The organism is Nostoc sp. KVJ20, from assembly GCF_001712795.1.
Taxonomy (GTDB): Bacteria; Cyanobacteriota; Cyanobacteriia; order Cyanobacteriales; family Nostocaceae; genus Nostoc.
Genome location: NZ_KV757760.1, coordinates 1 through 13,245, shown reverse-complemented (window position 1 = coordinate 13,245; position 13,245 = coordinate 1). Strand labels below are relative to the sequence as shown.

The 13,245-nt window shown below is 45.4% G+C and carries 13 protein-coding genes; 9 read left to right on the top strand and 4 right to left on the bottom strand.

The window, feature by feature from the left end:
- Positions 1–52 precede the first annotated feature (52 nt).
- Both A4S05_RS42365 and A4S05_RS35535 read right to left on the bottom strand, forming a co-directional pair.
- The gene (locus A4S05_RS42365; RefSeq protein WP_176727202.1) at positions 53–202 is read right to left on the bottom strand and encodes a hypothetical protein; all 150 of its coding nucleotides are present in this window, start codon (positions 200–202) and stop codon (positions 53–55) included.
- A 22-nt stretch (positions 203–224) separates the two neighbouring features.
- Positions 225–686: a hypothetical protein gene (locus A4S05_RS35535; RefSeq protein WP_218108009.1), complete on the bottom strand. Its 462-nt coding sequence runs from the start codon at positions 684–686 to the stop codon at positions 225–227.
- A 622-nt stretch (positions 687–1,308) separates the two neighbouring features.
- On the opposite strand from A4S05_RS35535, the gene ltrA reads away from it, so the two are divergent.
- From ltrA to A4S05_RS42360, 7 genes are all read left to right on the top strand, one after another.
- Positions 1,309–3,090, top strand: a complete 1,782-nt coding sequence (gene ltrA, locus A4S05_RS35530; RefSeq protein WP_141699900.1) for a group II intron reverse transcriptase/maturase — start codon at positions 1,309–1,311, stop codon at positions 3,088–3,090.
- A gap of 206 nt (positions 3,091–3,296) precedes the next feature.
- Positions 3,297–3,824: a DNA cytosine methyltransferase gene (locus tag A4S05_RS35525; protein ID WP_256091375.1), complete on the top strand. Its 528-nt coding sequence runs from the start codon at positions 3,297–3,299 to the stop codon at positions 3,822–3,824.
- Positions 3,821–4,111, top strand: a complete 291-nt coding sequence (locus A4S05_RS35520) for a DUF1392 family protein (RefSeq protein WP_141699899.1) — start codon at positions 3,821–3,823, stop codon at positions 4,109–4,111. Before A4S05_RS35525 ends, A4S05_RS35520 begins: the two co-directional genes overlap by 4 nt.
- A 259-nt stretch (positions 4,112–4,370) precedes the next feature.
- Positions 4,371–4,493 (top strand): hypothetical protein, encoded by a 123-nt coding sequence (locus A4S05_RS43945; protein WP_256091374.1) that lies wholly within the window; start codon positions 4,371–4,373, stop codon positions 4,491–4,493.
- A 322-nt stretch (positions 4,494–4,815) separates the two neighbouring features.
- Positions 4,816–5,655, top strand: a complete 840-nt coding sequence (locus A4S05_RS35515) for a sulfotransferase family protein (RefSeq protein ID WP_069074457.1) — start codon at positions 4,816–4,818, stop codon at positions 5,653–5,655.
- A gap of 190 nt (positions 5,656–5,845) precedes the next feature.
- Positions 5,846–6,430 (top strand): CAP family protein, encoded by a 585-nt coding sequence (locus tag A4S05_RS35510; protein WP_069074456.1) that lies wholly within the window; start codon positions 5,846–5,848, stop codon positions 6,428–6,430.
- A gap of 224 nt (positions 6,431–6,654) precedes the next feature.
- Entirely contained in the window at positions 6,655–9,666 is a 3,012-nt protein-coding gene (locus A4S05_RS42360) for an Ig-like domain-containing protein (protein WP_069074455.1), read from the top strand.
- 438 nt (positions 9,667–10,104) lie between these two features.
- Here the strand turns inward: A4S05_RS42360 and A4S05_RS40990 are convergent, their stop codons facing one another.
- Positions 10,105–10,335 carry a hypothetical protein gene (locus A4S05_RS40990; protein ID WP_218108008.1) on the bottom strand — a complete coding sequence of 77 codons (231 nt, stop codon included), beginning with the start codon at positions 10,333–10,335 and terminating at the stop codon, positions 10,105–10,107.
- Between the two features lie 358 nt (positions 10,336–10,693).
- Here A4S05_RS40990 and A4S05_RS44115 point away from each other — a divergent pair, with 358 nt between their 5' ends.
- A complete protein-coding gene (locus tag A4S05_RS44115) occupies positions 10,694–11,875 on the top strand; it encodes a calcium-binding protein (protein ID WP_305121610.1) in 1,182 nt (393 codons plus the stop codon).
- Here the strand turns inward: A4S05_RS44115 and A4S05_RS42350 are convergent.
- Positions 11,847–12,002 (bottom strand): hypothetical protein, encoded by a 156-nt coding sequence (locus tag A4S05_RS42350; RefSeq protein ID WP_176727201.1) that lies wholly within the window; start codon positions 12,000–12,002, stop codon positions 11,847–11,849. The genes A4S05_RS44115 and A4S05_RS42350 overlap by 29 nt on opposite strands.
- Positions 12,003–12,369: 367 nt before the next feature.
- On the opposite strand from A4S05_RS42350, the gene A4S05_RS40980 reads away from it, so the two are divergent.
- On the top strand, positions 12,370–13,116 hold the full coding sequence (locus A4S05_RS40980) for a transposase (protein WP_141699897.1): 747 nt from the start codon (positions 12,370–12,372) through the stop codon (positions 13,114–13,116).
- Positions 13,117–13,245 lie beyond the last annotated feature (129 nt).

Here is a 13,245-nt window from a genome sequence, read left to right as displayed (position 1 = left end):
GCTTAACTTTCCCCTATGATTAGGATAGACTATCTCAGACTTTTGACAACTATTATTTAGGAGTGACAGTTACCGAAAAAGTATTGCCCCACTTTTCGGTCAATTCAGGTACTTCAACAGCAGTAATGTTGATTGTAACTGTAGCTCGATTCTCTTCTTGGGGAAGTTTATCTGAAGGTGTGCTGTCTACTGGATAAGGCAAAGATAACGGTGGTACATTTAAATTACCAACTTATAATAAGCGGCAATTCCGGTCGAAAATCTACCTGTTTCCCCTGTTCCTCTCGATCAAAACCAAGCTCTACACAGTAGTCCATTCCTACTCGCAACTTCATTTGATTTGTATCAATCACTGCTTGAAGTTCGGGTGACAAACAGTTCGCATAAGGGCCGATCAACTCTACACGAGTAATCTCGCGCAAACCAACACTATGTTCTAAAGGTTGTAATTTCTCAGTAGGGTATCGATCTGGACGTTGACCAAATAGAATTTGAAATAGCATTGGCTCGGTTAATACATCACTATTTGTGCCTACCGCAATACTGATTGTTTCAGGCAAATAAGGTGGGCGATATGCCCAACTAGAAAATGCAATTGTGTCACCAAAACCTACCGCAGGGCGTAAAGGGGAGAAATGAGCATCCGTTCCGAAACTTACGCTAAGGACTTGATGAGCTACTTTCAATACTGCGATCGCCAGGATTAAAACTGTACCAATTGAAGTCTCTGAAGTGTGACTCGTTAGCTATAAACTAGCACCCATAAGGTTTCTAGGGGATTAGCTGCTAGGTTCAAGCCTAGATAACTGATTAGTAATGTAGGTGTAAATCCTACCCCTCAAGTGCTGAGGTGAAAGCCCTTTCCCTACGGTAGCGACTAGCCATCAATCCGTAAAGCGGGAATGAAAGGCGCAATGGCTGGGAGCCTAAACCCGGTTATCCGCCGAGCAAGATATCCATGAGTACGAAAGAAAGACACGTTTGAATCATCGTAACTTCGATGTAGCGCAATCAGGCTGAAACCGCTGCGCCAAAAGGCAAAAGGATAAGGGGCTGGCGAGTTTCAGAACGACCAGCAAAGCACCCCCGCTAAACCCGGTGAATAGTGTCGCTCTAAAGGTATCAGTATTATTAATCGGAACGAAGTAACCAATCAAAAGCTCTCAGGTGGTCGAATACCTGAGCAGGTGCTAACCGGATGCTCTGATTGGCGAGATTGAGTAAGAAGCGAACGCTTGGCTGTAATGGTCAAGATAGGCTGACGTACTCACGATGATTTGGAAGAAATAATCTAACTAGGAAGTACAAATGTCTAATACGCTGAACAATCAGACGGTGGAATGGAACAGAATAAACTGGCGAAAGCTGGAAGTAGCTGTTTATAAGCTTCAGAAAAGAATATTTCAAGCCTCTCTACGTGGTGATACTTCTTCAGTCCGCAGACTCCAAAAAACCTTGATGAGGTCTTGGTCAGGAAAAGCCTTATCTGTCCGCAAAATAACCCAGGATAATCAGGGTAAGAAAACCGCCGGAGTAGACGGAATCAAATCCCTAACTCCCAAGGCTCGGCAAAATTTGGTACTGAGCTTGAACATTAACAATAAAGTTAGTGCAACACGCCGAGTATGGATTCCCAAGTCCAACGGTGACAAGCGCCCTCTAGGTATTCCTACTATGCACGACAGAGCGACTCAAGCACTTGCCAAACTGGCTCTTGAACCAGAATGGGAAGCCAAGTTTGAGCCAAATAGCTACGGTTTCCGACCAGGAAGAAGCGCCCACGATGCAATCGGAGCAATATTTATAGCCATCAATCAAAAGTCCAAATGGGTTTTAGATGCTGACATATCTAAATGCTTCGATAAAATCAACCATGAAGAATTGCTCAAGAAAATCAATACATTCCCAACAATGCGGAGACTAATCAAAGCATGGTTAAAATCGGGTGTAATGGATGATGGTCAATTCTTCGAGACTAACGAAGGCTCACCCCAAGGCGGTGTAATCTCACCCTTACTAGCAAATATAGCCCTACATAGGGTAGAACAACTAGTAATAGATTACACCAGGAAATTGAAAGGTAATAAAAGAGGAAATCAATCATCTATATCCTTAATAAGATATGCCGACGATTTCGTAATCCTTGCCAACAATGAAACTCAAATCAATGAGATGAGAGAGTTAGTCAGAAACTGGTTAGCACAAATGGGACTAGAGCTAAGTCCTAGTAAGACAAAAATAGTCCACACACTATTTAATCCCCAATGGTCTGAAGATGAGAAATTTGAAAACTGCAAAGATGCAGGATTCGACTTTCTAGGATTCAACGTCAGACAGTATGAAGTAGATGACCACCATTCAGGTAAGTCTACCAAGAAGAAATTACTAGGATTTAAAACACTCATCAAGCCCAGCAAGAAAGCAATAAAGAAACACTACGACGCCATAGCAGAAATTATCGACGCTCACAAATCAGCCCCTCAAGCTGCACTAATAGCAAAACTCAACCCCATCATTAGGGGATGGGTGAATTACTATTCGACAGTTGTAAGCAAAGAAACATTTTCTACGCTTGACCATCTTGTATATCAAAAGCTTTCCAGATGGGCGAATCGCCGCCACCCAGGTAAATCTGATTCATGGGTATCCAGCAAATACTGGCATACTGTAGGCGGGAATAATTGGGTATTCTCAGTAACCAAAGATGGAAAAGTAGCTGAAACCTTATTAGACCATGCCAGCAAGAAAATTGTTAGGCACATAAAAGTTAAGGGAACAGCATCACCATTCGATGGAAACCTGAAATACTGGAGTTCTAGAAGAGGGGAGCATCCACTAGTTCCAACAAGAGTTGCAAAACTCCTAAAAGAGCAAAAGGGAAAATGCGCTCACTGCGAATTGTACTTTAGGGAAGACGATTTAATCGAGATTGACCATATCATTCCTAAGTCCCTTGGCGGAAAGGATAGATACGGAAACCTCCAAGCATTACACCGTCATTGCCATGATAGTAAAACCGCCAACGATATCAGAGCCTCAAGGCTTGGGGAAGTCACCCCCGCCGAAGACGAGGAGTTATCAGTATGGTAGTTAGAGGTACTCATAACAAGAGCCAATTTATCGAGGAGCCGTGTGAAGTGAAAGTTTCATGCACGGTTCTGAAGACCAACGGGTCTGGTGACAGATTCGTTGAGTTTAATATTTAGGAGCTTCAAACCCAAGATGAGCCGTATTAAATTGTTGCACCAAATAATCTATAGGTTAATTGGTACATTGAGAATTACCAAAAATATCGATTGACAGAATGCTTATCCAGTAAGGGTTACAGCCTTAGCGTAACTTTCTGTACGATTGCTCATTTACCCCCGTTACCTTCGGGAACTACACCTTGTGGTTGGTATGAGGCGATCGCGCATCTCATCCCCACCATGACCGATTCCCAACTACTCCCCAAACAACGGCAAGCTTTGGAGAAATTTTTAGCCGGGAATGCGCCAACACCACTGCTAATAGAAAGAGTGGGGGGACGCAAGTTACCCAAGTACAAGCCAGGGTCGCACCCCGCTAATACCATTCTGCGATCACACTTCACCGATCACAAAGGTTGCAACCGTAGTAAGTTCGCTGATATTTGGTTGCCGGATGGTACGGTCAAATCTTTGTCTATCCAAGGTGCAGCCATTTTGCAAGGTTTTCCGTTTTGGTATGAGTTCCCGCTTGAGACTGCTACGGCTGGGTCAATTATTGGCTATTCTGTCCCTCCCAGTTTCGCAACACAACTATTTATATCTGCACAGAGCAAATTATTAGGAGTGACTGTATGACTAACCTTGTCCAAAACTTAGAACAGTGCTGGTACATCTCTCCACCTTGGGGTCAGCGAATCCCGCCTCTACTGGTAAGTTTGCTTGAGCGGGTGTACGTGAAGTCCGCCAAAGCATTCGGTTACTGCACTGGTGTCGAATGGTCAGAACATGGCTGGAAATACGAAATCAACGCTTGTAATACCAATATTACTGCTTTGGGAAGTGAACTTATTGGTATAGGTAATTTGCAATTGGGAGCGTTCCGTCAGGTTGCCGCAGGCATCGCTACCTTTCTCGTTCTTTAGTATATATGTACTATATTTAGATGCGTTCGCCCTGGGGGTTGGGGGTGGTGTTCTTGTACCTCACTCAACCGAGAACCGCTATAACTCCGGGTATCGCCACTCTCATTACTCTACATAAGTATCAATTATATAGGACAAAGATCTTAGTCAAAACTTGGATCTTTGTTCGATGCGGCAATTTAGGTGATTGCTGTACAATCCATTACGTCAATGATTTAAGTAAAACTTTGGCGATCAAAGCGCACAGGTGCAGAAGTTTATGGGTCAATACGGTTCAGTAGAAATGTTGCATTGCTTAAAGATGTTGTATCGCAATATCTCTACACAATGTTTGGTTGAGAATGTGCAAGGGAAGTTTCCTGATAACGTGCTGAAACTCTAGTTGTCTGCTGTTTGCTCAACTTGTCTAAAGAAGGTGGGCAAATATTTGCTCAGTCTTTATGGAGTAGTGACGATGACCACTCTTCTTATAAGTATTAATTATATAGGACAAAGATCCTAGTCAAAACTTGGATCTTTGTTCGATGCGGCAATTAAGGTGATCGCTGTACAATTCATTACGTCAATGATTTAAGCAAAACTTTGGTGTTCGCCATGCCTCTGCAATCAAAGCGTACATGTGCAAAAGATGATACGCCAATATGTTAGGCGAAAAGTTTGAAGCGAGGTTTTCCAGATCCTATAAAAACTTTTTATAACTAAATATGACTCCCAAAATGCACTTTATCTCCGGTTTACCTCGTTCTGGTTCCACCTTACTCGGAGCCTTACTGCGGCAAAACCCCCGGTTTCACGCCAGCATGACTAGTCCTGTTGGTAGTCTGGTGAACCGAATGCTAGAAGCGATGAGTGAAGAGAATGAATATTCAGTCTTTATCACCCCTGAGCAAAAACGGGCATTAACCTTAACTATATTTTCCACATTTTACGAACCCCAAGCCGAAAAAGAAGTTATCTTCGATACTAATCGGCTGTGGTGTAGCAAGTTGTCTTTAATTCAAGAGCTATTTCCTGGCTCAAAGGTGATTTGCTGCGTGCGGAATGTTGCTTGGATTATGGATAGCATCGAACGGCTGATTAGAAAAAACGCTTTTGATGTGTCGCGGATGTTTAATAATGCTGGTGAACGCTCCACAGTTTACACCCGCACCGAAGCCTTGAGTCAAGGGGGACGGTTAGTGGGGTTTGCTTATAACGCTCTCAAAGAAGCATTTTATAGCGAATACAGCGCCTCTTTGCTTTTGGTGGACTATGACTTATTAAGCCAAGCACCTGATAAAACCCTATCGCTGATTTATCAATTTTTACAAGAGGAACCCTTTGAGCATGATTTTGCCAATGTGGAATACGAAGCTGAGGAATTTGATAATCGCCTGAATACTAAGGGACTACATCAAGTGCGTCGCAAAGTCGAGTTTCAGCCGCGACTGACAATTTTACCGCCAGATTTATTTACTCAGTATGATGCGTTGTCTTTTTGGAAAAACCCTAGCAATAGTCTGGCGAATGTGATTGTCGCCCAGCCGGTAGAAGCGGTGAGGTAATGAAGCTTTAAATTGTTCCTCTTTCCTACCAAGCTGCAACTTTGATACATCGACCTGCACCTTTGTTGCATCAACCTGCAACTTTGATACATCAACCTGCAATTTTGTTGCATTCACCTACAGCAAAGTTACATTGACCTGCAACTTTGCTGTACTGACCTGCAAAACATAACCCAACATATACAAAACCATGAATAAATTATTTTCAACTCTAACCTTAACAACAGCTACAGCTTTAACCGTTGCGATCGCCACAGGAGTAATGAGCAATAACTCAGTTTTTGGAGAGACATCTATTGACTTAGCAAAGTTACGTAGCGCCGCTGTGTCTAAACACAATGCTTATCGAGCTACACATAAAAGCCCTAACCTCACTATCAGTGATTCCCTAAATAGCAGCGCTCAAGCTTGGGCTGAGAAGATTGCCAGTAGCGGAGAATTTGAACACAGTACTAATCGCAACAATGTGGGAGAGAATATATACGCTTCTTACACTACAGAAAGCACCGTAGACCCAGCCACACTTGGCAACGGAGCATCTGAAGACTGGTACAGCGAAATTAAAGATTATAAGTATGAGAGTCCAGGGTTTTCTAGCGATACCGGGCATTTTACTCAGGTAGTTTGGAAAGGCAGTACGCAATTAGGCTGTGGTGCAGCACAAGGAACTGAAACAATCCAAGGTACTAAATATAACGCTTTCTATGTGGTCTGCCAGTATGCTCCTGCTGGGAATGTGCAAGGGCAGTTTCCTGATAACGTGCTGAAACCTTAGTACTTTGTCAAGCAAGTTTTGAGGATTGCTAGTAAGCACTTTAGTGCTGATTCTTTTAAGCACTAAAGTGCTGACTACGAACTCAATTATCCATAAATTCAACATTGTAGAAACCCAAAATTTCGCATCTCTACAAGGGTTTCCTCAACTTTTCTAAATAGGTAGGTAAATATTTACCCACTTTACAAATAACTCATTTACCTAAAACCAAGGAACTAAATCAAATGGCAAGTTTCATCGTCAACCAAGCCACCGATGACGGCACCGGAAGTACAGCAAACACCCTCAGCTGGGCAATCCTCCAAGCCAACCAATTAGCAGGGGATGACACGATTAGCATTGATACCGATGTGCGGGTGACTGGGGTAATGAAGACTCTGGTGAACAGCAATATCTCTATTGTCGGTAACGGCAACAGCATCAGCGGCGATGCTAATAATAACGGCATCAACGACAATGGCGACGTGCGCCCCCTATTCATCCTGTCAGGAACCGTCGGAATTTCTGACCTGACCATCACCAACGGAAGAGCCAAAGGCGGAGATAGTAGCAACAGCGGCGGCGGTGCTGGTTTAGGCGGCGGTTTGTTTATCTATGATGGCAACGTCTCTTTAAGCAATGTCGCTTTGAGTAATAACACAGCACAAGGCGGTAGTAGCTCTGTCAGTGGACTGGGTAAAGGCGGCGGTGGTATGTTTGGCGATGCTGGCGGCAATGGCGGCGGCGGACTCTTTGGTTCTAGCAGCGGTCAAACTGGCGGCTACGGTGGCAACGGCAACTACGGCGGCTACGGCGGCTACTTTGGCACTTTCGGACCTGGCATGGACTACATTCCTGGTAAGCCTAGCGGCGGCTTCGGTGGCGGCGGCGCCACTAACGGCGGCTTTGGTGGCGGTGCGGGCTACGTTTCTGGTAACCAGGGTTTTAGAGGGGGATTTGGTGGTGGCGGTGGCTTCAGCAACAGGTTCAGTTTGTCCTTTAACCCCGTTTTTGGCGGCAATGGCGGCTACGGCGCTGGCGGTGGTAGCTTCAGCGGCAACGGCGGCTTTGGCGCTGGTGGATTAGGTGGATTCGGTGGTGGCGACGGCGATTCTAGTAGCAACGGCGGCGGCGGTGCTGGATTAGGCGGTGGCATTTTTGTCCGCAGTGGTTCTTTAACCCTTAATGACACAAGCTTTACCAACAATACCGCTACAGGCGGTACGGGATTTGAATCAGGTCAAGGCTTAGGTGGGGCAATCTTCATCATGCAGTCCACCACTAATACCAACGGCAATAACCAGGGAATGCCCACTACCCTTGGCACTATTGATTTTGTGGGTTCATCTACCTTCAGTGGCAACAGTGCGGCTAACGATGCGGGGACTCTCACTAATAACGATGATGTTTACGGCACAGAAAGACCTGCCAGCAATAATAATCCGCCAACTGCTTTAGACGACAACGCTACCACCAATGAAGACACCGCCTTCAGTGGCAATGTCTTAGCCAATGATACTGACCCAGATACGGGAGATATCCTGACTGTTAATGCAGTTAATGGTAATACGGCTAATGTTAGCACTGAGATTACCCTCACCTCTGGTGCAATACTTACCCTGAATGGTAATGGAAGCTTTAATTACAACCCTAACGGTCAATTTGAATCTTTGGCTGTTGGCGCAACTGCTACCGATAGCTTTGATTACACTATCTCTGATGGCAACGGCGAAACTGATACTGCTACCGTTACCGTCACCATCAACGGTGTTAATGATGCTGCAAGTATTACTGGCACAGCCACAGCAGCAGTTACAGAAGATACAACTACCCCCAACCTCACCGCTACAGGTCTTCTCACTGTCAGCGATGTTGATGCAGGTGAAAGCCTATTCAACACCACAGTAACATCAGCTACAGGTAATCTTGGGAGCTTGAGTATCACCAATGCCGGAGCCTACAGCTACACCGTTGCTAACAGTGCAGTGCAGTTCTTAGGTGCTGGTCAAACTAAAGCTGAAACTTTTACAGTACAATCTGTTGATGGCACAGCTATTCAAGATATTGTCGTTACCATCAACGGCGTAAACGATGCGCCAACTTTAGCAAATGCGATCGCAGATCAAACTACTTTAGAAGATGGTTTCTTCAGCTTTACTCTTCCAGCCAATACCTTTGCTGATGTCGATGCTGGTGACAACTTAACTTACGCTGCCACCCTCGCTAACGGCAACCCCCTACCTACTTGGTTAACCTTCAACGCCAATACCCGCACCTTTAGCGGCACTCCCGATGACCCAAATAACGGCACAATTAGCATCAAAGTTACCGCAACTGACACCAGCAATGCTACTGCTAACGATACCTTTAACCTAACAGTAACACCCGTCAACGATGCACCTGTAGCAGGTGATGACTCTGCCAGCGCCAATCAAAATACACCTTTGACTCTGTTGGCTGCTGAGTTGTTAGCTAACGATACAGATGTAGACAGTTCTACTTTGAGCATCTCTTCTGTGAGTAACGGTGTTAACGGTACTGTCACCTTAAATGGCAGTGGCAATGTCGTCTTTACTCCCACAGCCAATTTCACTGGCAATGGCAGCTTTAACTATACCGTCAGCGATGGCAATGGTGGCACTGACTTGGCAATGGTAACGGTGGCAGTTGGTGTCAACCTCAACGGTACTAATAATAACGATAACCTCAACGGCACATCCGGCAACGACATCATTAACGGACTCAACGCTCAAGATACCATTTCCGGCAATGCTGGCAATGATAACCTTGTGGGTGACAATGGTGATGATTTACTCTATGGCGGTACTGGCAACGATCAACTTTATGGCGGTAACGGTCAAGACACACTTTATGGTGATGCTGATAACGACCGTCTTGAAGGCGATAACGGTGATGACAAACTCTATGGCGGTGACGGGAACGACAGTCTAATTGGTGGTAACGGTCAAGATTTACTTGTCGGCGGTGCGGGTAACGATTTCCTCGACGGTGACAAGGGAGATGATAACTTGACTGGCGGGACTGGTAGCGACATCTTTGTGTTGGAGAAAGCCGCAGGTCGAGAAACAATTACCGATTTTACTTTAGGTCAGGGCGATAAAATCGGCTTGTCTGGCTTGAGTTTCAATCAGTTGTCTTTCTCTGGTAATCAGATTAGCTTAGGCAATCAAACTTTAGCAGTGCTGAGTGGGTTTAATACCACGACGCTGACACAGAACGATTTTATCTCTGTTTAAGAGTGTTGGGTGGGCAAATGTTTGCCCACTCTACAAATTGCTTAGTTGCATCGACCTGTAACTTTGATGCATCAACCTGCAACTTTAGTGCATCGATTTGTAACTTAGTTGCATCAACTCGCACCTTTGATGCATTTATTTACAACTTTGATGCATCCACCTGCAACAAGCAAGTTTGTAGTAAGCACTTTAGTCCTTATTTTCTAAGCACTAAAGTGCTTACTACAAACCCTCTAAACATCTGAATTTGTAGGGTGCGTTATGGAGATACAACACCATTTTGATCTCATCTATCACAGTGTATTAGCCAGAAGCATAACGCGCCCTAGAAATAACTGCTCATCTACGACTTAAAACCAAGGAAATAAATCAAATGACAAACTTCATCGTCAATCAAGCCACCGATGACGGCACTGGCTTAACCGCAGGCACCTTCAGTTATGCAATTCTCCAAGCCAACCAACTAGCAGGGGATGACACCATTACCGTCAATAACAATGTGCGTGTGACTGGGGTAATGCAAACCCAAATTAATAGCAACATTACTATTGTGGGCAACGGCAACAGCATCAGCGGCGATGCCAATAACAACGGCATCAACGACAATGGCGACGTGCGCCCCCTATTCATCCAGTCGGGAACCGTCGGGATTTCTGACTTGACTATCACCAACGGACGGGCTAAAGGCGGCGATGGTAGCGGCGGCGGCGCTGGAATGGGCGGCGGCTTGTTTATCTATGATGGCAGTGTCTCCTTAACCAATGTCGCTTTTAGTAATAACACAGCCCAAGGCGGCAACGGCAGCAGTTATAGTGGTCCTGGCGGTGCTGGCAGTTCTGGTGGTGCTGGCGGTGCTGACGGTGCTGGCAATTCTGGCGGCAACGGAGACTTTGGCGGCGGCGGCGGCTACGGCGGCGGCTACTTTCCCCCCTCCGGCACCGTAGGCGGCGATGGTGGCTACGGCGGTGGCGGCGGTGGCGCCGTAGGTTTCAATGGCGGCTTCGGCGGCTTCGGCGGTGGCCGCGGCTTGTCCGTCAACCCCGGCTACAGCGGTGACCGCGGCTTGGGCGGCGGCGGTGCTGGATTCGGAGGCGGCATCTTCGTCCGCAGTGGCTCTTTAACCCTCAGCGACACCAGCTTTACCAACAACACCGCTACAGGTGGGACGGGTTATCAAGGTGGTCAAGGCTTAGGTGGAGGGATTTTCATCATGCAGTCCCTCACCAATCCCAACGGCAATAACCAGGGAATGCCTACGGTGCTTCCTACCGTCAATTCTGTAGGTAATCCTACCTTTAGTGGCAACAGTGCGGCAACCGATGCAGGAACAGCCACCAATAACGATGATGTCTACGGCACGATTAACATCACTGCCAGCAACCAACCCCCCGTCGCTAACCCCGACAGTGCTACCACTGCCAAAAATACTGCCGTGACCATCTCGGCAAGTACCCTGTTAGCTAACGATACCGATCCCGACAGCAACCCCCTCAGCATCACTGGCGTCAGTAATGCTACCAACGGTACGGCAGTCCTGAATAATAACGGCACAGCCAGCAACACGGCAGATGATTTCGTTCTCTTTACCCCAACTACTGGATTCAGTGGTAATGGTAGCTTTAACTACACCCTCAGCGATGGCAGCCTCACCGATATTGGTAATGTCACCGTCGCCGTGGGGACTAACCTTTGTGGTGGTAACGGGGACGACTTGCTCAACGGTACAGCAGGCAATGATAGCCTCTGTGGTGGCAACGGCAAAGACACCCTCAACGGCAATGGTGGCGATGACACTTTAACAGGTGGCAACGGCAAAGACATCCTCAACGGTGGCGACGGCAACGATTTGTTGCACGGCGACGACAGCGAGGAAAGCACCAATGGCAAAGACATCCTCACTGGCGGTGCCGGCAATGATACCCTCTATGGCGGTAACGGCAAGGATGATTTGACTGGCGGTACTGGCAACGACATCTTAACTGGTGGCAGTGCTTCTGATACTTTCATCTTCGCCGCCCTAGACGGCACTGATACGATTACCGATTTTAACGATGGACTCGATTACATTGGTCTGTCCGGCGGTCTTAGTTTCGGCGCTCTGTCTTTCTCTGGCAGTAACATCATTATTACCAGCAGCAATGAAATCCTGGCAACGCTGACGGGTATTAATACCACTACCCTCACATCTGCTGATTTCTTAACGGTCTAGGATTATAGCTTTTTGAGGTGATTGGTGATGCGATCGCGTTTGACAACAAAAAAATGCGATCGCATTTTCGTCCATAAAGCATAGTGTCTTTTTGATTTGTACCAATTACATTCACAAAATTTTTCACACTGACTATTATTGGTGACGAACCAACAACTCTAATTTCCTAGCGTGGCAAAACTTACTAGAGAAGACCGGAAATCCTGTAATCTTGACCTTGTAGCGAAATCAGGGTGCAAAAACTTGGCAAGAAAAAGTTTAAAACCAGAGGCAACATCGTTTGAAGTACTCGATTGTGTTCAAAAAAAATGCCCTTCGTGCGGTCAAGCAATGTGGAATGAATACAATAATCCTCGACATATAAGAACGCTAAATGGGGTAGTAGAACTACAGCTAAAAATTCGTCGATGTCAAAATAAGTCATGTCTGCGGTATAAAAAAGCATATCGCCAGAGCAAGAAGGGTCACTCGCCCTACCACAAAACGAATTTGGTTTGGATGTGATTGCTTATATAGGAGCATTACGGTACCAGGAACATAGAAGTGTTCCCGAAATACACACTCACCTTGAATTAAAGGGTATATGTATAAGTGAACGAACGGTCACGCACCTCATTGACAGATATGATGAGTTACTTTCTTTGTGGCTAAAAGACCATAAAAGGTTAAAAGCAATATTTAAAAATCAAGGACGGGTGATATTAGCTATTGATGGTATGCAGCCAGAAATTGGACATGAGGTATTATGGGTAATTCGAGATTGCTTATCAGGAGAAATAATACTAGCTAAAACCTTATTATCATCAAGAAATGAAGATTTAGTGGCGTTATTATTAGAAGTAACTAATACCCTAAATGTACCAATTGATGGTGTTGTTAGTGATGGACAACAATCAATTCGCAAAGCTGTTAGGGTAGCATTACCTAGTATTGCTCATGGTTTGTGTCATTATCATTACCTAAAGGAAGCAATTAAACCCATATATGAGGCGGATCGACATGCAAAAAAAGAATTAAAAAAAAAGGTTAGAGGATTACGAGACATTGAACGTAGTGTTACCAATGAAGATAAGGATTTGGTGACTATTATTGAAGATTATTGCTCGGCAGTCCGTAGTTCTATAACCAATGATGGTCATCCACCGTTAGAGGCATCTGGATTAAAGTTACAAGAAAATTTGACTTTGATAGAACAAAGCTTAGAACGGATGGAAAAAAAAGTGCTTTACCACCGCCTTTAGTCAACCTAAAACACCTGATAGCTAAAGGGTTATCTGCGACTGCATCTTTATTTTCACCTGTTATAGTTGCATATCAATGGGTTGATAAGGCTAGTAATATTCTCAATAATATAGCATTTCTCAGTCTGG